At 50.7% G+C, this 19,577-nt stretch carries 23 protein-coding genes; 8 read left to right on the top strand and 15 right to left on the bottom strand.

Translation table 11 applies throughout. The features are described 5' to 3' along the window. Nucleotides 1-41 precede the first annotated feature (41 nt). Genes FCL42_RS08720 through FCL42_RS08730 form a run of 3 tightly spaced genes read right to left on the bottom strand, consistent with a single transcriptional unit; the run spans nt 42 to nt 2,992 of the window. The gene (locus tag FCL42_RS08720; RefSeq protein ID WP_229359818.1) at nt 42-1,040 is read right to left on the bottom strand and encodes a WavE lipopolysaccharide synthesis family protein; all 999 of its coding nucleotides are present in this window, start codon (nt 1,038-1,040) and stop codon (nt 42-44) included. A gap of 3 nt (nt 1,041-1,043) precedes the next feature. Then, the gene (locus tag FCL42_RS08725; protein WP_136863013.1) at nt 1,044-2,123 is read right to left on the bottom strand and encodes a glycosyltransferase family protein; all 1,080 of its coding nucleotides are present in this window, start codon (nt 2,121-2,123) and stop codon (nt 1,044-1,046) included. 2 nt (nt 2,124-2,125) lie between these two features. Further along, nucleotides 2,126-2,992 (bottom strand): aminoglycoside phosphotransferase family protein, encoded by an 867-nt coding sequence (locus tag FCL42_RS08730; RefSeq protein ID WP_136863014.1) that lies wholly within the window; start codon nt 2,990-2,992, stop codon nt 2,126-2,128. A gap of 153 nt (nt 2,993-3,145) precedes the next feature. On the opposite strand from FCL42_RS08730, the gene FCL42_RS08735 reads away from it, so the two are divergent. After that, entirely contained in the window at nt 3,146-4,240 is a 1,095-nt protein-coding gene (locus FCL42_RS08735; protein ID WP_136863015.1) for a glycosyltransferase family 4 protein, read from the top strand. A 48-nt stretch (nt 4,241-4,288) separates the two neighbouring features. On the opposite strand, the gene FCL42_RS08740 is transcribed toward FCL42_RS08735, so the two are convergent. The 4 genes from FCL42_RS08740 to rfaD form a co-directional block, all read right to left on the bottom strand. Continuing rightward, nucleotides 4,289-4,942: a protein kinase family protein gene (locus FCL42_RS08740; RefSeq protein WP_136863016.1), complete on the bottom strand. Its 654-nt coding sequence runs from the start codon at nt 4,940-4,942 to the stop codon at nt 4,289-4,291. 92 nt (nt 4,943-5,034) lie between these two features. After that, nucleotides 5,035-5,811: a glycosyltransferase family 2 protein gene (locus tag FCL42_RS08745; protein WP_136863017.1), complete on the bottom strand. Its 777-nt coding sequence runs from the start codon at nt 5,809-5,811 to the stop codon at nt 5,035-5,037. Further along, nucleotides 5,808-6,833 (bottom strand): lipopolysaccharide heptosyltransferase II, encoded by a 1,026-nt coding sequence (gene waaF / locus FCL42_RS08750; RefSeq protein ID WP_136863018.1) that lies wholly within the window; start codon nt 6,831-6,833, stop codon nt 5,808-5,810. The genes FCL42_RS08745 and waaF overlap by 4 nt, the downstream gene beginning before the upstream one ends. Nucleotides 6,834-6,842: 9 nt before the next feature. Beyond that, a complete protein-coding gene (rfaD, locus tag FCL42_RS08755) occupies nt 6,843-7,784 on the bottom strand; it encodes an ADP-glyceromanno-heptose 6-epimerase (protein ID WP_136863019.1) in 942 nt (313 codons plus the stop codon). Nucleotides 7,785-7,984: 200 nt separating this feature from the next. Here rfaD and coaD point away from each other — a divergent pair, with 200 nt between their 5' ends. Next, the gene (gene coaD, locus FCL42_RS08760; protein WP_136863020.1) at nt 7,985-8,470 is read left to right on the top strand and encodes a pantetheine-phosphate adenylyltransferase; all 486 of its coding nucleotides are present in this window, start codon (nt 7,985-7,987) and stop codon (nt 8,468-8,470) included. A gap of 4 nt (nt 8,471-8,474) precedes the next feature. On the opposite strand, the gene mutM is transcribed toward coaD, so the two are convergent. From mutM to radC, 5 genes are all read right to left on the bottom strand, one after another. After that, nucleotides 8,475-9,287, bottom strand: a complete 813-nt coding sequence (gene mutM, locus FCL42_RS08765; protein ID WP_136863021.1) for a bifunctional DNA-formamidopyrimidine glycosylase/DNA-(apurinic or apyrimidinic site) lyase — start codon at nt 9,285-9,287, stop codon at nt 8,475-8,477. After that, nucleotides 9,287-9,736: a hypothetical protein gene (locus tag FCL42_RS08770; protein ID WP_136863022.1), complete on the bottom strand. Its 450-nt coding sequence runs from the start codon at nt 9,734-9,736 to the stop codon at nt 9,287-9,289. The genes mutM and FCL42_RS08770 overlap by 1 nt, the downstream gene beginning before the upstream one ends. Nucleotides 9,737-9,887: 151 nt before the next feature. Continuing rightward, a complete protein-coding gene (rpmG, locus tag FCL42_RS08775; RefSeq protein ID WP_028112610.1) occupies nt 9,888-10,058 on the bottom strand; it encodes a 50S ribosomal protein L33 in 171 nt (56 codons plus the stop codon). Nucleotides 10,059-10,069: 11 nt separating this feature from the next. After that, nucleotides 10,070-10,306, bottom strand: coding sequence for a 50S ribosomal protein L28 (gene rpmB / locus FCL42_RS08780; protein WP_028112609.1), 237 nt, complete (start codon nt 10,304-10,306; stop codon nt 10,070-10,072). A 114-nt stretch (nt 10,307-10,420) separates the two neighbouring features. After that, nucleotides 10,421-11,095: a RadC family protein gene (gene radC, locus FCL42_RS08785; protein ID WP_136863023.1), complete on the bottom strand. Its 675-nt coding sequence runs from the start codon at nt 11,093-11,095 to the stop codon at nt 10,421-10,423. A gap of 86 nt (nt 11,096-11,181) precedes the next feature. On the opposite strand from radC, the gene coaBC reads away from it, so the two are divergent. From coaBC to slmA, 3 genes are read left to right on the top strand one after another with little or no spacing between them, the layout of a single operon-like run. Continuing rightward, entirely contained in the window at nt 11,182-12,372 is a 1,191-nt protein-coding gene (gene coaBC, locus FCL42_RS08790) for a bifunctional phosphopantothenoylcysteine decarboxylase/phosphopantothenate--cysteine ligase CoaBC (protein ID WP_136863024.1), read from the top strand. A 30-nt stretch (nt 12,373-12,402) separates the two neighbouring features. Beyond that, nucleotides 12,403-12,861 (top strand): dUTP diphosphatase, encoded by a 459-nt coding sequence (dut, locus tag FCL42_RS08795; RefSeq protein WP_136863025.1) that lies wholly within the window; start codon nt 12,403-12,405, stop codon nt 12,859-12,861. A 19-nt stretch (nt 12,862-12,880) separates the two neighbouring features. Further along, nucleotides 12,881-13,474 carry a nucleoid occlusion factor SlmA gene (gene slmA / locus FCL42_RS08800; RefSeq protein WP_136863026.1) on the top strand — a complete coding sequence of 198 codons (594 nt, stop codon included), beginning with the start codon at nt 12,881-12,883 and terminating at the stop codon, nt 13,472-13,474. Between the two features lie 81 nt (nt 13,475-13,555). Here slmA and pyrE read toward each other — a convergent pair whose 3' ends face one another. Continuing rightward, complete coding sequence (gene pyrE / locus FCL42_RS08805) at nt 13,556-14,197, bottom strand: orotate phosphoribosyltransferase (protein ID WP_136863027.1); 642 nt, start codon at nt 14,195-14,197, stop codon at nt 13,556-13,558. Between the two features lie 67 nt (nt 14,198-14,264). Then, nucleotides 14,265-14,984 (bottom strand): ribonuclease PH, encoded by a 720-nt coding sequence (gene rph, locus FCL42_RS08810; protein WP_136863028.1) that lies wholly within the window; start codon nt 14,982-14,984, stop codon nt 14,265-14,267. A gap of 182 nt (nt 14,985-15,166) precedes the next feature. Between rph and FCL42_RS08815 the strand changes: the two genes are divergently transcribed. After that, nucleotides 15,167-16,030, top strand: a complete 864-nt coding sequence (locus FCL42_RS08815) for a YicC/YloC family endoribonuclease (protein WP_136863029.1) — start codon at nt 15,167-15,169, stop codon at nt 16,028-16,030. Between the two features lie 231 nt (nt 16,031-16,261). Next, nucleotides 16,262-17,473, top strand: a complete 1,212-nt coding sequence (locus FCL42_RS08820; RefSeq protein ID WP_136863030.1) for a tyrosine-type recombinase/integrase — start codon at nt 16,262-16,264, stop codon at nt 17,471-17,473. Here the strand turns inward: FCL42_RS08820 and FCL42_RS08825 are convergent. After that, a complete protein-coding gene (locus FCL42_RS08825) occupies nt 17,466-18,404 on the bottom strand; it encodes a hypothetical protein (protein WP_136863031.1) in 939 nt (312 codons plus the stop codon). The genes FCL42_RS08820 and FCL42_RS08825 overlap by 8 nt on opposite strands. Nucleotides 18,405-18,797: 393 nt before the next feature. On the opposite strand from FCL42_RS08825, the gene FCL42_RS08830 reads away from it, so the two are divergent. Then, complete coding sequence (locus FCL42_RS08830; protein WP_136863032.1) at nt 18,798-19,466, top strand: inovirus Gp2 family protein; 669 nt, start codon at nt 18,798-18,800, stop codon at nt 19,464-19,466. Nucleotides 19,467-19,577 lie beyond the last annotated feature (111 nt).

A 19,577-nucleotide genomic window follows, 5' to 3' on the forward strand; every position in this document is an offset into this window, starting at 1 on the left:
GAAAACTGGGCCTGACATCCATTTCAAAGCGCCTACATAAACTAACCGCGAACCTTTTTAAAAAGGCGACCGCGACCTTCTAGCCACTTAGGTGGCAGCAATAATGCTCTTAAACTGGTAATGCGTAACCAATCTTGCAAATCCCCCTGAATCTTCCAGTTAGGATCGCAATAACGACGATACAGTCGCTGCCAGCCAAGATGGTGTAGGTAAGTAATCAAGCTGCCAGTTCGGTTGGCACGCTCATTACCGCTGAACTTAGTATTCAGACCCAAACCAATAACTTCAGGTTCACCCACCACCAAGTTATTGGCATAACAGTAATCGGAAACTCGACGCAGCTCAGATGAATAGTCATGCAGATGTTTGATGCCGATACTGGAATCAAACTGCTGCAGCGCTGCCAACCAGAGGCGCTGAGTACAATCGGGCATGTAGTAAGGGTAGCCGTCATGCTGCTCAATGCCCGCTTTCGATGGGTCATAAACCAGATCTTGAAACAGCGGGAAGTCCCAAAGCGCGATGACATCCTCGGTCAGCCCGAAGTAGAAGAAATCACAGGCATGGAACACCACCGGCAAGCCTTTGGCGTACTCACGAGTAAAGGTGTTGTTGACCACCACCCGCTCTTTTAGAAACCGGTACTGCTCGCCACGTTTGGGAAACCCTTGCTGAAGCCGTTTGAAGTTGTCGCTTGTCAGAAAATTATCTGAGCGTAACTTCATGGCGTACTTAGTTTTGACCTGTTTCAAGCCATTGATGGTGGAGACAATCTGGCGATTGTTGTTCACCTTATCTGGTTGACCATCGGCCTTGTAGCGGTTGATATTTGGGCCAGGGTCTTGATTTAGCACCAGCTCATCATAGTCCAACCCTTCCACCGGTTGCCCCTCCCAAGTGGAGAGGATGATGGTGGCTCCGGGCAGATGCTGACGGATGCTTTTTAGCACCCGCACCGTAATGCCCTCGTCCATAGCGCGATCCGCAAGGGCCTGAACCGGCCCCTGCACCACCACACTGATGTCGGTGTTATCGATCATCACTTACTTATCCAGATCGATGTGGAAGCCAACGGAATCTTCCAACTTGTCTTTCAGATCGCTGCTGTTGCGCTTGATGTTGATGGCATCGCAGCTCTTATAAGGGTTGGATTTGGCGTAGTCGTTAATCACGATACGGCGACCGTGCACCAAGCCCATGATCAGCTGGTGATAACGAATACCAAGGCGTTCACACTGATCAATGGTGGTCTGACGGAATTTCTCTTTACGAGAGGTGGTTAGAATGATTTCAACCTTGCCGCTGGCGTACAGCGCGTTAAGCGTATCAACGTTTGGCGCAATGGCATCGGTAGTGCCCCACTTCGGCTCAGTGTATTGGCCGGAGTTGCGAACCAGAGTGCCATCCAAGTCTACAAACAGGGTGGAGTACTGGGCTTTATAAGCGTTCCACTCTTTGATGGTGCCCCAGTCAACGTAATCGCTAACCAACTGATGGCCAAAGCCTTTGCCGTCCAGAATCATCTTGAAGATGATGTGAGACAGGTACAGATCCTCTTCCACTTTCATGGCGTTAAAGTACTGCATGTACTCTTCGGCACTGGCGAAGCTGTAACCACCAACGCAGAAGGTGCTGGAAACGATCTGCTTTTCCACGATGTTGATGATCTGCCCGTCCGCATTCACCTCAACGTAGCTCTTATTGCGAGCATTAACGTTTTCCAGATTGTGCAGGTCATAGCAAGATACGGCGTTGCCTGGTTGTGGTTTGTCTTGGAAATAGTTGTCAGAGTCTTTGATGTAGATAGGGCCTTTAATATTGCCCTGCTCGATACCACGAGCCACGGTCTCAGGCTGGTTGCGGGTCTGCTCTTCCAGCAGCACGAATTCAATCAGTTCGGCAATGCCCTGCTCTTCGAACTGCTCAGTCAGCGCGGAAACGAAGCCGTACTCCAGTTCGTGCTCTTTCAGGCCCACGAGATAGATTTTGCTGACCTGCTCCAGATCCAGGCCTTTGATCGCCTCAACCACCATAAAATCACCACGAGGATGAGTCAGCATCCACTTAGGCTTTAGGTCTGGAAAGCGGGATGAGCGGCCTGCAATAGGGATAATGATGTTCATAGTTAATATCCTAATCTGGTAAGCGTAGAGGTCGTAAATTCGGTCACTTTCTCATGTTTTTCATAAGGAAAGATTCGGGCAATGTTGATCGCCTGAATTAAACCGTAATGCTTGGTATACCAATCGTAGCGATGGAAGTACTGATCCAGTTGGCGGTCAATGTACTCCATCACCATCAAATAACGAGCGTGATCTATAGGTTCACTGGTCATCAGCTCAGACCAATGAAACTGGGTATCTTGGCGTAGCTTAGCGATATCGAGCAGCGGCGAATCTAGGTAGCTATCGAGAAAATCAAAAATGCCAATCTTACTGCCATCAGCACTGATCATCATGTTGGCCAAGGTCAAATCGCCATGAATCGGTGCCAACGGCAGATTCACCGGAGCATGTTGCAGTTCGGCACGAATCCGCTCTAATTGCTGGCGCTTTAACGTCTCTTTGGCGCTACCCTTGATCTTGAGGTCGATCTCATCCAATTTTTTATAAAAGATATTGGGATCCACCGTTTCAATAACCGCAGCTTCCAGCTCCATCTCGATAATTTGAATTGCGTTATTAATAAAATTATCGATTTTTTTTAGCGAAGATTTTAAAAAGAACTCCGCATAATCCTGATAATTTAAATATTCCATTACCGCTGCATAAGCCACCTGGCCTTGCTCCTCGATCTCCATCTCATCAAGGACTTTCGGGATGTGAACGAAAGGTAGACTAACGGTTTCGTAAGCGTTGCGCTGCTTGGTGATCTGCGCTTTTAGGCGATCCACATAAGCCTGGTCTCGGGCCACTTTGGTGACACTATATCGACCTTCAGTTTGTGAAATATGCAGCTCACAGCCTGAATTACCACTTACTGAGATTTTCATATAAACCCATTACTCCAAAAATCGGCGATGGAGAGCAGATACTAGTACAAATTAAACCTAATATTATTAATCACTAGGTAAAACAGACAATCCGATTATAATACCACATCAACCATTGCTTGGTAGAGATCGCCCCATATTCGGAGACCGTCGATGGCACTAAAATTACTTATTATCAGCTCCTACAAAGACACGTGGAACAGCGTCCGTCCTGAAGCCGAAATCTTCATTGGCATGGCCAAGCTGGGCGTTGAGGTCACTCTAATGACCCAAGGCGATGCCGATTACGTGCCCCGCTTTAAAGAGCATGGTATCAACATCATCGACTTCCATCCGACCAAAAAGTTTCAATGGTCGGCCATCAAACGCATCCGTAAAGAGATCCAAGCCGGTGGTTTTGATGCCGTTTACATGTTCAACAACAAGGCGATCACCAACGGCTTATTTGCCGCCATCGGCCTGAACGTGAAAATGGTCAGCTACCGTGGCCAGACCGGCAACATCAAGCGCATCGACCCCAGCAGTTATCTGACTCACATGCATCCCCGCTTAGACGGCATCCTCTGTGTGGCCAACGCGGTTCGAGATGATCTGCGCCAGCAGGTGTTCCTGCCCAAAGAGCGTGTTACCACCGTCTATAAAGGCCACGATCTGGATTGGTATCAGGATACCCCTGCGGATCTAAGCCAATTTGGCATTCCTGAAGACGCCTTCGTCTTCAGCTGTGTCGCCAATGCCCGTCCTCGCAAAGGCTTACCGGTACTTTTGGCTGCAACCCATAAACTGCCAAAAAAGAGCAACATCCACATTCTGTTGGTTGGTGGCGGCATGGACACCGACGAGATCAAAGCCCAAATCGACGCCAGCCCTCTGGCCGGTCGCATCCACCTTGCGGGTTTCCGCACCGATGCTCCAGCCTTGATTGCCGGCTGTGACGCATCAATTCTGCCATCCACCAAACGTGAAGGTTTACCAAAAACCGTCATCGAAGCCATGGTTTACGAAAAGGCCCCGATTGTTGCCGACACCGGCGGCAGCGCCGAGCTGATTGTGGATGGCGAGAGCGGCATTGTGGTTCCACCAGGCGATGAAGACGCACTGGCAGAAGCCATGCTGACCATGTGGCAAGATCCAGAAAAAACCCAACAGATGGGTAAACTGGCTAAGGTTCGCATCAACGAACACTTCCACACTCGCCTATCGGCACAACAAACCAAAGACTACTTCGAAGCTTTGATTAAAGAGTGAATCAAGACCCTTAATCGAAATACCCAAAGGAGCCTGCTGGCTCCTTTTTTATCGGTGTTGTCTGCGCCACCCGCGCCAATGATCTCGCAGCCCCAGTAGCAGCGTTGATACGCCAAAATAGCTGGCTAGTAGCGGCCGTAACCAACGGGGCACAGCCGACAAGTAGTAATGCAGAAAACGGGCAAACAGCCGACGGCTATGCAGGAGCTTCTTACGGATAAAGTGCATCTCCCGTGACAACGACAGCCAAAACTCCAATCCCTTGCCTTTAAACAAACGCGATTTACCAAAATCGATGAAATAGAGCTGACCATCTTCTCCCTGAAGCAGGTTGCCATCATGGGCATCGCGAGTAATGACATTATTGCTGTGGATGGCAACAAACAGCTGCGCCACTGGCTGCAGTCCGGTCAAGCTAGGCTCTGCCAGCCTACTTCCGGGGATAAACTCTTTGTAGAGCACCGCGCCATCATCGGACATCTGGTAACCGTAACAACGTGGTACCGGAACCCCACGACGATGCAGGTGGTTTGCCACCTCGTATTCAGTAACCCACTCCCGTTTATGGGATTTCTCAGAGACGAACTCTTTTACCACCATGCCGTCACGGGACACTCGAGTCACTCGACCCTTACGATCATCACGATGAACGTCGGCACCGCTGAGATGGCGTCGCTGATGCTCCAATACCAAGATAGACATGAAAAAGGCTCCCACTGAAAAGTCACCAGCCTAATGCCGAGAACCTTAATGGAAGCCTAACAGGTAGAATTTTTACTCAAATTTAAAGCACGCTATTTGAGCTTGTTTTGCCGCACCCATAAGCCGAAATACTTATTAAAAACATAATGGCTCGATTGCAGTGCCAACAGCAGACCATGACGCCCTTCTAAGAAGCCTAGCTGAAGCAAGTACTTACGAAGAAAACACCAAAAGCTTCGCCCTATGATGCCCGCCACCGAGGTGCGTTTGCCCTTAGCATGACGCGCTTCGGCCCACGCATCGGCGTATTGCAAAGACTTAGCCATGTAGCCCCGATAATCGTCAGAGGTGTAGTGCAGCAGATCGCCAGATAGGGATTTCAGCTTCCCCTTAGGCACCTCAATTCGCTCGTGCACCAGCGCATCGTTGTAGTGATAACGGTTGGTGGCATGCAGACGCACCACCGAATCCGGGTACCAGCCACTGCGACGGATAAAGCGGCCAAAGAAATCACTCAAACGATTCACTTCATAGGCGATGCTGGGATCAGGCTCACTGGAGATCACCGCTTCGATGGACTGGCGTAGCTCGGGCGTTACCACCTCGTCGGTATCCAGCCACAACACCCAATCCGCACTCACGTGCTGCTGAGCCCGCTGACGCTGAGGACCAAAGCCCGGCCAGTCTTCACTTTGAAACACTTTGGCACCAGCGCGCTCTGCCACCTCAATGGTGTCGTCGCTGCTGCCGCTATCGAGAATCACAATCTCATCAACCCAATCGACGCTGGCCAGCACCTCTGCAAAGCGAGGGCCCGCGTTCTTTGTGATTAGGGCACAGGCTAAACGGGGACGGTGGTGGTGATTCATTGGCAGTGGCCTTCAATCGCGGTCATCACTTGCTGCACCGAGATCTCCGTCAAGCACTTGTAGTGGCCAAATGGACACTCGCGCTTGAAGCAAGGCGCGCAATCAATGGGTTGGGTTACTACTACGGCGTTATCGCTCAGTGGAGGTGTAAATTCGGGGCTGGAAGAACCGTAGATACCGATGGTTTTCACTCCGGTAGCCGCCGCCACATGCATCAAGCCAGAATCGTGGCTAACCACAGAGTGGGCACAGCTAAACAGATCGATGGCGTCCACCAACTGAGTGCGACCACACAGGTTGTGAATATCAGCATGACCGGACGCAGCAATCACATCCCCAGCCGCCGACTCCTTGGGTGAACCAATCACCCAAACCTGATGGCCGTTGTCCACCAGTTGCTCAGCTAACTGCTGATGCTGCTCCAGCGGCCATTGCTTAGCTGGGCCATATTCAGCGCCAGGGCAGATGCAGACCACAGGCTTATCTAGGGTTAATCCCAGTTTGGCTAACACCGCATCTCGGTTGCCAGCGTCGACCGCCAACACTGGGTTTAGCACCTCAATTGGCTTCGCGGCGGTTTCGGCATCCAGACCTAGGGCGATAAAGCGGGTCACCGTTTGATCGGTAATTTTGCCATCCACTTCCCGAGGCTTGCGCTTGCGCACATCGGTCAGCATCCAGTTTCTTAGCTCGCCACCGTAACCTACTCGCTTGGGCACTCCGGCAAAAAATGGCGTGACTGCAGTTTTGAACGAACGAGGTAAGACGATCGCTTTATCATAGCCATTGGCTTTGATCTGCTTACCCAACTGACGACGCGCGCCAAAGGCAAACTCACCGTGCTTAAATGGCAAGTCCAGCGCCTGATTCACCTCAGCCATCCGCTTTACAACCGGCAGGGAGAAAGTCGGTGCCAATACATCAATCACCGCGTCAGGATCGTCTTGTTTGAGACGGCGCAACAGACTGTGCGCCATCACCATGTCGCCGATCCAAGCCGGACCAACCACCAAATATTTCATCGCCTAGCCCTACTTGTTCAGCCACGCCATGTATTCAGAAACCCCTTCCGCCACGGTTTTAAATGGCTTGTCATACCCAGCTGCGTGCAGCTTATCCATATCCGCTTCGGTAAAGCTCTGGTAAGCGCCCTTAAGGTGATCTGGGAAATCGATGTACTCAATTTCGCCTTTACCGTGATACTCAATCACCGCTTCCGCCACGTGACGGAAAGGTTCAGCAGCGCCGGTACCTAGGTTGTAGATCTCAGACTTCAAGCCTTGCTGCCATGCCCACAGGTTCACGGCGCACACATCACCAACGTAGATGAAGTCGCGGGTTTGACCACCAGCTTCATAGCCGTCGTAAGCACCGAACAGTTTCGGATTCTTACCTTGGTGAATTTGGGTATTAAGGTGAAACGCGACGCTGGACATGCTGCCTTTGTGCTGCTCACGGGGGCCATACACGTTGAAGTAGCGGAAGCCAACCACCTGGCTCTCTGCGGTCGGCAAAATGCGGCGTACGTAGTGATCGAACAGCACCTTGGAGTAACCGTAGACGTTCAGTGGCTTCTCGTATTGGCGCTCCTCTTTAAATTTCGGGCCCATGCCATAGGTCGCAGCCGAAGAGGCATACAGAAATGGAATTTTGCGGTCTAGGCAGTAGTGCAGCAGCGTTTTGGAGTACTGATAGTTTACTTCCATCATGTACTTACCGTTCCACTCAGTGGTGGCAGAGCAAGCGCCTTCGTGGAATACCGCTTCCACATCACCAAAGTCATGGCCAGCTTTGATCATCGCGAGGAAGTCGTCTTTATCCTGATAATCGGCGATGTCACAGTCAGCCAAATTGACGAACTTGGCGCCCTCTTCGAGATCATCCACAACAAGAATGTCGGTGCGCCCTTGGGCGTTGAGTGCTTTAACCAAGTTGCTGCCGATAAAGCCGGCGCCGCCAGTTACGATAATCATGATAATTAACCCTGCGTCTAAAAGCGTTTTGCATAGAGGGAGACCCCTCGATACGGCATCGGTTCAGTATACCTGTCTGTAAAATGCTCTCCAAACCTCAAACGCAGATAAACCTCTGTTTTGGTGTTTGGATCATTGGGATGCATTTGCAGTAATTTTGCCTTAGCATCAAATCATCTTAGATTTTACTTGGCCTCAACATGACTCAAATTGCCATTTATCCTGGAACCTTCGATCCCATCACTAACGGTCATCTGGACCTGATTCGTCGCAGCGCCAAGCTGTTCGACAAGGTGGTCGTGGGCGTTGCCGCCAGCGCCAGCAAGAAACCGCTGTTTTCACTGGAACAGCGAGTGGAGCTGGCCAAAGAGGTAACCGCCGATCTGGAGAACGTCGAGATTCATGGTTTTTCTGGGCTCTTGGTGGATTTTGCCAAAGCAGAGAATGCCAGCGTGCTGATTCGTGGCTTGCGAGCAGTCGCGGATTTTGAGTATGAGTTTCAGCTTGCTGGCATGAACCGCCATCTGCATCCTGAGATGGAAACCATCTTCCTCACTCCGGCTCAGGAATACACCTTTATCTCATCCAGCCTAGTGAAAGACGTGGCGTTTCATGGCGGAAACGTCAGTGAATTCCTGCAACCTTGCGTCGAACAGGCGGTTAAAGCGCAACTGGCTAAGCGCTAATCCGCTATTTTTGGCAGCGGTCGCAGAATACCGTGGCTCGCTGCCCCAGCTTGACCTCGCTTAGCGTCTGTTGGCACACCGGGCAAGCCTCACCACCTCGGCCATAAACCAATAACTCCTGAGCGAAATAGCCCGGCTTACCATCGGCCTTAGAGAAGTCTTTTAGGGTAGTGCCGCCCTGAGTGATCGCCCGCGCCAACACGGTTTTAACTTCATCCACCAAGTTAGCCAGTCGCTCCTGGTTGACCGCTCCGCAGGGGCTGCGAGGGTCGATACCAGCGCAAAACAGCGCCTCATTGGCGTAGATATTGCCAACTCCCACCACCACGTGGTTGTCCATCAGAGCCAGCTTAATCGCTTTCTTTTTGCCTTTGAGCTTCTCTGCCAAATAGTCTGCATTGAATGCCGAAGTCAGAGGCTCTGGTCCCAAAGACGCGATCAATGGATGGCTATCTACCGGATCTGTCCACCAAATTGCCGCCCCAAAGCGCCTAGGATCGTTCAGGCGAAGCACCGAGCCATCTTCAAACACCAAGTCCAAGTGATCGTGTTTGCCCGCCTCTGAAGGCTGCTCAAGCACTCGTAAGCTGCCTGACATCCCCAGATGCAGAATCAAGGTGCCAACTGCGGTGTTCAACATCAGATACTTGGCTCGACGCTCCACGGAGATCACCGTCTGCCCCTGCATCTGCAACGTCTCTGGCACCACAGGCCAACGAAGTTGTGGCTGGCGTACAATCACTTGTGTGACTTGCTTGCCCACGATCAATGGCCGGATTCCCTGTCCGGTCACTTCCACTTCTGGTAATTCTGGCATCAGGAGTCCTTTCGAATCAGCAGATCGCTAACTTGATGGCTGGTCAGTCGCCACCACTGCTCCTGCCCTAGTAACTTGAGTAAGTTGTAATCTGGGTAGAGTAACAAGGTAATGGGAGCCTGTTGGTTGAGATAAAGATCCACTTGCACCGGCGACGTTGGCAGCGGTTCGGGCACTGCGATTGGCATTAGGCCGGCATGATGCCAGCGGTGCATCAACAGCTCCAGCTGTTCCGATGGATGTTCCGGTGCCGACAACCAGCCCGGCGACTGGCGGCGTATCACAATGTTTTCCGCTACCAAGGCTTCAATCTGAGCGCCCTCGGGCAGCAGGGGATAACTGTTTTCGTTATCCGGACTGATCAAATTGGTCACGTACAGCATCATCATGCCGAACAGCGACAAGATGATGATCAGCGCATTGTTGTACTTACGGCGACGGTTAGCCAAGTGGTTGTCCTTTGAGCAATCCTTACAATGATTGTACGGCGAACTTAGGCCAATTTCACTATGGATTTGGCATCTTGTAATTTTTCCATCGCCGACAAACAGGCATAAAAAAACCCAGCCGAAGCTGGGTTTTTCAAGAGGTTAAAATCAATTACTTGATCTTAGCTTCTTTGTACAGAACGTGCTTACGAGCCTTAGGATCGAATTTTTTGATTTCGAACTTTTCAGGCATGTTGCGCTTGTTCTTGTCAGTAGTATAGAAGTGACCAGTACCTGCAGTGGATACCAGACGGATCTTCTCACGACCACCTTTAGCTGCCATGATTTATCTCCTTAAACCTTCTCACCGCGGGCACGCAGTTCTTTAAGAACTACTTCGATACCCTTCTTATCGATAATACGCATACCTTTAGTAGATACGCGCAGCTTCACGAAGCGCTTCTCGTCTTCAACCCAGAAACGGTGAGTTTGCAGGTTTGGCAGAAAACGACGCTTAGTGTGGTTTTTTGCGTGGGATACGTTATTCCCGGTTACCGGACGCTTACCGGTAACTTGACATACTTTAGACATTTCAGTCTCCAAAATATTGCTCGAGCATCATTGTGCCTCGTATGGCCGTCGCCCGAGGCACACGAAGGGCGCATTTTATACAAGATAAAGAAGCAAAGATCAAGCAAACTGACGTTAAAGCCATCCCCTTTGTGCGAATGAGCAACATTCGCCATGGCCGATGACCAAGTGATCCAGCACCGATACATCGATCAGTGCCAAGGCATTCTGTATCCGTTTTGTAATGGCACGATCCGCCTGGCTAGGCTCACTGACGCCACTTGGGTGATTGTGGGCCAGGATAACTGCAGCGGCATTTGCAGCCAGTACAGTCTTCACCACCTCTCGGGGGTACACATTAGCGGCGTCAATGGTACCACGAAATAATTCAGTAAGCTTCACTACTCTGTGTTGAGAATCGAGCAATAACATCGCAAACACTTCGTGGGACCGATTCGCCAACGCCGATTGCAGATATTGCTGGGCAGATTGTGGGCTGGTAAGCGCATTTTCTCGCTCACTTTGCTCTCCTAAACAACGCCTAGATAACTCCACCGCCGCCTGAAGCTGCGCATATTTTGCCGGTCCCATGCCGCGAAGTTCGCTGAACTGCGTCGAACTCATGGCAATAAGCTGATTCAAACTGCCCGCGGCCGACAACATCTCGCGTGCCAAATCCACCGCACTGGCACCACTGACGCCGGTACGCAAAAAGATCGCCAGCAGTTCGGCATTACTCAACGCTGCGGGCCCCTGTTGCAACAATCGCTCTCTGGGGCGCTCCCCCTCCGGCCAATCACAAATCGCCATCGCTCCTCCTTGAACATCCGGTGATTGATAGCCCACAGGCTACCTGTGTTATCTTAGGCGGCATTAGTTAAAAGCGACCAATGATCATGAGCATAAAACCCCGCAACATCGTCTTGGGCATCAGTGGCGGCATCGCTGCTTACAAAGCCCCTATTCTGGTACGACGCCTGAAAGAGACCGGCGCCGACGTCCGTGTGGTACTCAGTGGCGGAGCCAAAGCCTTTGTGACGCCGATGTCACTGCAAGCGGTTTCTGGCCACCCTGTGGCTCATGATCTGCTCGACCCCGCCGCCGAACTGGGCATGGGCCACATCGAACTGGCTCGTTGGGCCGATGAAGTGATTCTGGCGCCCGCCAGCGCTAACCTTATTGCTCGCATCGCCGGTGGCATGGCCGATGAACTGATCACCACCCTATGTCTGGCAACCGAAGCGCCGATTCGAGTGTGTCCGGCCATGAACCAAGTGATGTATCAGGCTCAAGCCACTCAAGATAATCTGGCTGTTCTCAAACAGCGCGGCATGACCCTTTGGGGCCCAGCCAGTGGTGACCAAGCCTGTGGCGAAGTTGGCCCCGGCCGCATGCTGGAACCGGAAGAGATCACCGCCCTATCTCTGGCTGCCGCCAGCGAAGAGCAGCCGCTAGCTGGCACCTCGCTGCTGCTGACCGCCGGCCCCACCCGAGAAGCGCTGGACCCAGTGCGCTACCTCTCCAACCACAGCTCCGGCAAGATGGGCTTCGCCATTGCCGAACAGGCTCAGCGACTAGGTGCCAAAGTCACCCTAGTTGCCGGTCCAGTTAGCCTGCCAACGCCTGCTGGGGTAACCCGCATCGATGTTGAGTCCGCCCAGCAGATGTTGGATGCGGTTATGGCTCAAGTAGAGGAACATCAGCTGTTTATTGGCTGCGCCGCCGTGGCCGATTATCGCCCTATTGCGGTTGCTGATAACAAGATCAAAAAATCTGCTGAATCGATGATGGTAGAAATGGTGCGTAATCCTGACATCCTTGCTACAGTGGCGGCCCACAGTAAGCGACCGTTCACTGTCGGCTTTGCCGCCGAGACTCAGGACGTTGCGCATTACGCCATGGACAAACTCAAGCGCAAGAATCTGGATATGATTGCCGCCAATGACGTCTCAAAGCCGGAGCAAGGCTTTAATGCCGACAGCAATGCCCTCACCCTGTACTGGGATGGCGGCAGCCAAGCGCTGGGCTACAGTGGCAAATCCGATCAAGCGAAACAGCTGCTGCTGGCGATTGCCAAGCGCCTGTGAATCACGAATAACAACAACCAAGAGCCAATAATGAAAACACCGATCGAACTGAAAATTCTCGATTCCCGCCTAGGCACCGAATTTCCACTGCCTGACTACGCCACCCCAGGCTCCGCAGGCATGGATCTGCGTGCCATGGTGGACCAGCCGCTGATTCTAGAACCAGGACAAACCGAACTGGTTGCTACCGGCATGGCAATTCACATTGGCGATACTGGCTTGGCCGCTCACATCCTGCCTCGCTCTGGCTTAGGCCACAAAAAAGGCATCGTGCTGGGTAACCTAGTTGGCCTTATCGATTCCGATTATCAAGGGCCACTGATGGTGTCTCTGTGGAACCGCAGTAACACCGCCGTTGAAATTGAACCAGGTGAGCGTGTGGCTCAGTTGGTGTTTGTTCCAGTTGTACAAGCGGCTTTCACTCAAGTTGATGAGTTTGATAGCAGCGAGCGTGGTGAAGGTGGCTTTGGTCACTCTGGCACCAAGTAAGTGAGAAGAAAGACCCTAAATGAGCAGTAAACCTAAAAGCAATCGTCGCGAGCAGATTCTGCAAGCGCTAGCTCGTATGCTGGAAACCTCTCCAGGTCAGCGTATTACCATCAAAAACCTAGCCGACGAGGTTGGGGTTTCTGAAGCGGCACTTTATCGCCACTTCCCCTCTAAAGCGCGGATGTTTGAAGGCCTGATTGAGTTCATCGAGGATTCGATTCTGGGCAACATCAACCTGATCATGGAAGAGGAAGACGACACCATGGTGCGCTGTCAGCTGATGCTGCAGCTGCTGCTGACCTTCGCCGAGCGTAACCCTGGCATGACCCGTCTGATGACCGGTGACGCCTTGGTAGGCGAGCAGGAGCGTCTTCGTGGCCGCATCACCAGCTTGTTTGACAAGGTTGAGCTCAACATCAAACAGGCGCTGCGTGAGAAAGCCCTGCGTGAAGGCAGCGGATTCCATCTAGAAGAGGGCATTCTGGCGAACCTGCTGCTGTCTTACGCCGTGGGCCGCATCGCCCAGTACGTACGCAGTGAGTTTACCCAGTTGCCAACGGATAAGTTCTCAGAGCAGTGGGCGTTCATTCAGCGCCAACTTCTACAAAGCTGATGACAACGTCGTCGAAATAATAAAAAACGGCGCCCTTAATTCATCAAGTGGCGCCGTTTTTGTTTCTCGAAAAAGTCGGTACTAGATGCCGTATTCGGCGCGGTAAGCACTCACTTGAGCCAACTCCGCTTCACGGCCTGGTTGCTCTTCCAGATAGGCAATCAGATCCGCCAAAGTCACAATGGCAATGATGCTGCAACCATAGTCACGCTCAACCTCTTGAATGGCAGATAACTCGCCCTTGCCCTTCTCTTGACGATCCAGCGCAATCAGCACTCCAGAAAGGCTGGCATGGTTGGTCTTGATGATCTCCATCGATTCACGGATGGCCGTGCCTGCGGTGATCACATCGTCCACCAGCATCACTTTACCGGTGAGCTCAGAGCCCACCAGATTGCCGCCTTCTCCGTGATCTTTCTTCTCTTTACGGTTAAAGCAGTAGGGCTTGTCGATGTCGTAGTGATCCGCCAACGCCACCGCCGTGGTGGTCGCAATTGGAATGCCTTTGTAGGCTGGGCCAAAAAGCAGGTCGTAATCGATGCCGGAATCTGCCAACGCCGCCGCATAGAAGCGACCTAGGCGTGCCAAATCACGGCCAGTATTAAACAGTCCAGCGTTAAAGAAGTAAGGGCTCTTGCGGCCAGATTTCAAAGTAAACTCGCCAAAACGCAAAACGTTACGCTCAAGGGCAAACTCGATAAACTCTCTTTGATAGTCTTTCACTTTGTCTCGACCTTTATTGTCATTGTGGGTACAAAAAAGCGACCACTGTGGGTCGCTTCAAAAATCATTATCCGGCGGCCAGTGCCGCCTTCTGTGCTTCGATGATATTGCCAATGCCGGTCTTAGCCAGCGCCAGCATCTCGAGCAACTCTTCGTGGCTAAAGGGTTCGCCCTCAGCGGTGCCCTGCACTTCAATCATGCGGCCATCTTCCGCCATCACCACGTTCATGTCGGTTTCGGCAGCAGAGTCTTCCACGTACTCCAGATCGCATACCGCTTGGCCATCAACCACGCCTACGGAAACCGCCGCAATCATAAACTTCAGGGGATCTTGCTTCAGCTTCTTATCACGCTGCAGACCGTTCAGAGCATCCACTAGCGCCACGCAAGCACCGGTAATTGACGCAGTACGAGTGCCGCCATCGGCCTGAATTACATCGCAATCGATGGTGATGGTGTATTCACCCAGCTTCTCCAAGTCCACCGCCGCACGCAGAGAACGTGCGATCAGGCGCTGAATCTCTAGGGTACGACCGCCCTGCTTACCACGGGCAGCTTCGCGGCCACTGCGGCTGTGAGTAGCACGAGGCAGCATGCTGTATTCAGCGGTTACCCAGCCTTGGCCCTTGCCTTTCAAAAAGCGTGGCACGCCCTCTTCTACCGTGGCGTTACACAGCACCTTAGTATGGCCAAACTCCACCAGTACCGAGCCTTCGGCATAACGGGTGTAGTTACGAGTAATGGTGATATCACGAGTTTGATCGACGGCGCGATTGTCAGGACGCATGCGGATAGCCTTAGCAATAAATTTGGGGCGGTATTATACCTGTCGGCCGCGTAATTCGCGAGCCAGCCGCCACTGCATTTTTCACCAGGGCAGTTTGGCTCAAGCCATTTTGTGCCAATATTGGTGATACCGACCACCGTTGGTATACTGCCGCCAGTATTTAATCAAAAGGCCAATTGCTCATGATCCACAGCATGACCGCGTACGCCCGCACCGAAGTCAAAGCCGACTGGGGTAACGCCTCCTGGGAAATCCGCTCTGTAAATCAACGCTATCTGGAAACCTACCTGCGTCTACCGGAGCAATTCCGTTCCCTAGAACCTATGCTGCGCGATCGCCTACGCAAGCGTCTGGCTCGCGGTAAAGTGGAAGTAAACCTGCGCTTCGAGCTGGCTGACAACGCCAGCGATACCCTGCAGATGAACGAAAAGCTGGCTGGCCAGCTGATTGAGAAAGCTCAACAACTGCACACCATGGCAGGCATTGGTCAGCTCAACCTAGTTGAACTGATGCGCTGGCCTGGTGTTCTGGCCGCTGACGAGCGTGATATGGACGCCATCGGCAAAGAACTGCTGGCTAAATTCGACGAAACCGTCGATGCCTTCCTAGAAGCTCGCGGCTCTGAAGGTACCGCACTTGAGAAGATGATCAATGAGCGCCTTGATGGTGTTACCGAGCAAGCCACCTTCGTTCGTGGCCGCATGCCTGAGATCATGGATTGGCAGCGTCAGAAACTGAATGACCGCCTGGAAGAGGTTCGTGAAACTCTAGATTCTGCTCGGATTGAGCAGGAGATGATTCTATTGGCGCAGAAGATGGACGTCGCCGAAGAGGTGGATCGTCTGGACGCCCACGTGGCTGAAACCCGCAAGATTCTGAAGAAAGGCGGCGCCTGTGGCCGTCGCTTGGACTTCATGATGCAGGAGTTCAACCGCGAATCCAATACTCTAGCCTCCAAGTCCATCAGCACCGACATCACCAACGCCGCCGTTGAGCTGAAGGTACTCATTGAGCAGATGCGTGAGCAGATCCAAAATATTGAATAGGCTCTACGCCATTTCGCCAAAATTCATTAAGTCCTGTTTATACAGGGCTTTTTATTATCTAACGTCTATCAAGATTCATGATAAGTCATCCTTTATCATCATCTAATGGGTATCAAAGAGGGTAGCAAACTTACAAATACCCCAATTTGTGGACTCAAAAACCCTATTTACTACCCACCAAGCCCAAATCCTGCTAAAACAGTGGGTATCAGTGCAGCAAGGAACGAGAAAATGGGTAAGTTGAGCGCAAAGGGCGTGCAGTCGATTGTGAAAGAGGGGAAAGCTGGCAGGTATGGTGATGGAGATGGCCTGTACCTGATGTTACCCAACAGCGGCAAACCCTACTGGATGCTGCGCTATACGCTGTTCGGAAAGCGGCGCTCAATGACTATCGCCAAGCTCACTGATCTGTCCTTGGCAGATGCACGCGTAAAAGCTGCATTGCTTAAACAGAAAGTAAGAGGCGGGGAAGACCCAATAGCGCAACGCAGCGCCGAAAAAAAAGTGGTGCTCCGCACCGTTGATGACTTGTTTGCTGACTGGTACCAAAGCCTCGAGAAAAGGCTAAAGCATCCAGGTATTCCTAAGCGGATTTACACCAAAGAGATTGAGCCTCACATCGGGCAATACCCACTCGATAAAGTCACACCATTAGAGATTCGCAATATCATCCGCACGGTTGCAGACAGCGGCAGACCAAGCATTGCCAACGACACACTGATGTACCTGAAGCAGCTGTTTAACCATGCTTTGAAGCTGCACCTACTCATGCACAACCCTGCTGCAGCATTCAAAGTCGATGATGCTGGCGGATTAGAAAAGAGCCGAACAAGGGCTCTGAGCTTGGATGAACTTGAGCATGTCTTTGGAGTGTTCAAAGAAAACGCCACCAGCTTTACCCGAGACAACTACCTTGCTTGCGCTCTGCTTGTGACACTCGGAGTTCGGAAGACAGAGCTCACTGAAGCCAAGTGGGAAGAGTTCGATCTAGACAAGGCACTCTGGAAGCTACCAGAGCAGCGCAGCAAGACCGATACAGCGTTAACCATTCCATTACCACCGCCAGCAGTCGAGTGGTTAAAAGAATTGGAGATCCGCGCTTGTGGCTCTGAGTACGTATTCCCCAGCCGTCGAAGCTCCAAGAACCCACACATGGGCAAAGACACACTTAACCGTGCCATCGCCAAGTTGTTTGGCCAGGAGCCAGGGAAAAAGGTACAGCCGCCAAACCGCATGGGTGACCTTGAACCATTCACCGTGCATGACCTACGCCGTACCTGTCGCAGCCTCTTGGCCGCAGAGGGGATCGCTCCACACGTTGCCGAACGGTGCCTTAACCACAAGTTAGGTGGAGTAGAAGGCATCTACGACCGGCATGATTACCTTGAAGAGCGTAGAGAAGCGCTGGAGCGGATCTCAACACACATTTCCGCGCTCACTTAAGGCTTCCTATTTGCTGAACATACGAATCATCAATCAGCTTCTCGACAAGCTGATTGATGTGTATACCTTGTGCCTTAGCCATTTCATCAAGCTTAGATTTTGCGTCTTCTCTAATCACAAAACTACAAGCTTTTTTTCCTTTTCGATTGTCTCTCAATTTTTTCTGCTGCCATGCTCGATTAAAACTTTGAGCAAACATTTTTTTAAGATCAGGAATACAATTCCATGCATCAAAGGCAGCATAAATGGATAAATACATCTCCTTCAACTCAACAGGTTGAGTTGGAGGAAGTACCGGCTTTTGGTGCAAGCCCTGCTTACCACCATAAGATTTTATATAATCAAATGCCCAGCGACACTGCTCTTCATCATCCTCTTTTAGCCAAGAAAATGGTTTTTTATCTGAATAAATTTTTGCCCATTCCCTACTCAACTCATCGATAAGATCTAACTTCCAGCCTAATGGTTGATTCACTCTATCGAAGAATCTAACAAGTTCCTTAAACCTATCTTTTGAGCTAGAAATAATCATTTTTAAACCATGGTTCTTATAGGAGACGAGATCTAACTCATACTCTGCCACATTTAATTCTGCACAAGGCATAAATGGAGACGGCTTATAGCTAGAGTGGGCAACTGTCATCCAAACCCAATAAATTGCCCTATCACTACATTCAATCCATTTAAATTTATCTATTGGCACTAAGGAATCTTTAGCCTCCAGCACTAACTCTCGTAAAAGTCTCAATTTCCTCTTGTCATCTAAAGCAACCATTTTGTGAAAGTGTGACCTTATTATTGAAAGCCCAGCTGCTGTAGTATCTATAGATACAAATTCTATACATTTATTTTTACGTAGAATCGCCAAGCATGATTCAACCACTCTTCTGTTATACCCAACAACGGAAACCAACTCACTATCGAAACTCATACAGACCAATTACTTAGTAACATAACAGTACACGCACAAGTATCACTTATGTCACCATACAGTCCACATCACATATACGTCGAAGTAATAACCAAGTAGCCTCAGAGTACTTTTTTGAGAGTTAAATCACAGAAAGAGCTCCACTGCTGCCTACTTTTTAGCAAAGTTAACTAGAGAGCAATGATTGTTACCCTACCTGCGGACTAGCTTTGATAGCACGCTCAAATCTGGCAGCCTGTTCAGCGCTAGTGAGATATGCCTACTGTCTGATTGGTAATATTACAGGTAGGACTAACCAAACCTGTTACTAATTCACCACCAGACTAATCAATGACATTTTTATCATTCAATACCTCTCCTATAGACATCTAAAAAACGATAGGAGAACTAGCAATGACGCATTCACAACATCTACCTTATGGGCCATTAAACCAATGCTATTTAGATAGAATTGAAGCTACCTTGATGGCTTCATTAAACACACACCCAAGACTAATGGTTGTGCGTATAGATTTACGCATACCTGACAATGGTCAATACTCTGATAATCAATTGAGTTATGACACGCCAACGTTCTTTATGAATACAGGTCCAAATCTAATTTCAAGATTCACTAAGTCACTAAAAGCACAAGTTACAGCCGAACAATATGCAAAGCTAAAAAAGGGCAAGCGAGTACACCCTTGCGACATCAACTTTGTTTGGACCAGAGAGTATTCCCAAAACAATAAACCTCACTATCATCTAGCACTGTTTGTAAATAGGGATAGATACCATTCTTTAGGCAACAAGAATGCTCCAGGTTCTTTCGCATGGATAATCAAAAAAGCATGGGCAAGTGCATTAGGTCTACCAGTTGATGAGTTTTCAACACTAGTCCACATTCCCGAAAATCCAATTTATGCGCTCAATCACAATGCTCCGCACCAAATGTTTTTAGAGCAACTGTATCCAGTGCTAAATCGTCTGAGTTATTTAGCCAAAGAAAAGACAAAGATCTACGGCACTGGTCAGCGTAACTTTGGTTGCAGCAATCCAAAAAAAATGGTTCTTCGCGGATGAGCGGGGAATAGATACAGAAACGGCTGGTTAGGTTAGAGTTTCATCGCCAAACAAAACCACTCACCAGCCACCAGCCGTTTCGATGTCGCAGCTTACCTTTCCTATTGAGCT

It is taken from the genome of Ferrimonas aestuarii (assembly GCF_005116665.1).
Taxonomy (GTDB): domain Bacteria; phylum Pseudomonadota; class Gammaproteobacteria; order Enterobacterales; family Shewanellaceae; genus Ferrimonas; species Ferrimonas aestuarii.

Excerpts from the sequence above, each read along its gene's own strand:
- FCL42_RS08720 (WP_229359818.1), bottom strand. The coding sequence starts at position 1,040 with ATGATCGATAACACCGACATCAGTGTGGTGGTGCAGGGGCCGGTTCAG.
- FCL42_RS08725 (WP_136863013.1), bottom strand. The coding sequence starts at position 2,123 with ATGAACATCATTATCCCTATTGCAGGCCGCTCATCCCGCTTTCCAGAC.
- FCL42_RS08730 (WP_136863014.1), bottom strand. The coding sequence starts at position 2,992 with ATGAAAATCTCAGTAAGTGGTAATTCAGGCTGTGAGCTGCATATTTCA.
- FCL42_RS08735 (WP_136863015.1), top strand. The coding sequence starts at position 3,146 with ATGGCACTAAAATTACTTATTATCAGCTCCTACAAAGACACGTGGAAC.
- FCL42_RS08740 (WP_136863016.1), bottom strand. The coding sequence starts at position 4,942 with ATGTCTATCTTGGTATTGGAGCATCAGCGACGCCATCTCAGCGGTGCC.
- FCL42_RS08745 (WP_136863017.1), bottom strand. The coding sequence starts at position 5,811 with ATGAATCACCACCACCGTCCCCGTTTAGCCTGTGCCCTAATCACAAAG.
- waaF (WP_136863018.1), bottom strand. The coding sequence starts at position 6,833 with ATGAAATATTTGGTGGTTGGTCCGGCTTGGATCGGCGACATGGTGATG.
- rfaD (WP_136863019.1), bottom strand. The coding sequence starts at position 7,784 with ATGATTATCGTAACTGGCGGCGCCGGCTTTATCGGCAGCAACTTGGTT.
- coaD (WP_136863020.1), top strand. The coding sequence starts at position 7,985 with ATGACTCAAATTGCCATTTATCCTGGAACCTTCGATCCCATCACTAAC.
- mutM (WP_136863021.1), bottom strand. The coding sequence starts at position 9,287 with ATGCCAGAATTACCAGAAGTGGAAGTGACCGGACAGGGAATCCGGCCA.
- rpmG (WP_028112610.1), bottom strand. The coding sequence starts at position 10,058 with ATGGCAGCTAAAGGTGGTCGTGAGAAGATCCGTCTGGTATCCACTGCA.
- rpmB (WP_028112609.1), bottom strand. The coding sequence starts at position 10,306 with ATGTCTAAAGTATGTCAAGTTACCGGTAAGCGTCCGGTAACCGGGAAT.
- radC (WP_136863023.1), bottom strand. The coding sequence starts at position 11,095 with ATGGCGATTTGTGATTGGCCGGAGGGGGAGCGCCCCAGAGAGCGATTG.
- coaBC (WP_136863024.1), top strand. The coding sequence starts at position 11,182 with ATGAGCATAAAACCCCGCAACATCGTCTTGGGCATCAGTGGCGGCATC.
- dut (WP_136863025.1), top strand. The coding sequence starts at position 12,403 with ATGAAAACACCGATCGAACTGAAAATTCTCGATTCCCGCCTAGGCACC.
- slmA (WP_136863026.1), top strand. The coding sequence starts at position 12,881 with ATGAGCAGTAAACCTAAAAGCAATCGTCGCGAGCAGATTCTGCAAGCG.
- rph (WP_136863028.1), bottom strand. The coding sequence starts at position 14,984 with ATGCGTCCTGACAATCGCGCCGTCGATCAAACTCGTGATATCACCATT.
- FCL42_RS08815 (WP_136863029.1), top strand. The coding sequence starts at position 15,167 with ATGATCCACAGCATGACCGCGTACGCCCGCACCGAAGTCAAAGCCGAC.
- FCL42_RS08820 (WP_136863030.1), top strand. The coding sequence starts at position 16,262 with ATGGGTAAGTTGAGCGCAAAGGGCGTGCAGTCGATTGTGAAAGAGGGG.
- FCL42_RS08825 (WP_136863031.1), bottom strand. The coding sequence starts at position 18,404 with ATGAGTTTCGATAGTGAGTTGGTTTCCGTTGTTGGGTATAACAGAAGA.
- FCL42_RS08830 (WP_136863032.1), top strand. The coding sequence starts at position 18,798 with ATGACGCATTCACAACATCTACCTTATGGGCCATTAAACCAATGCTAT.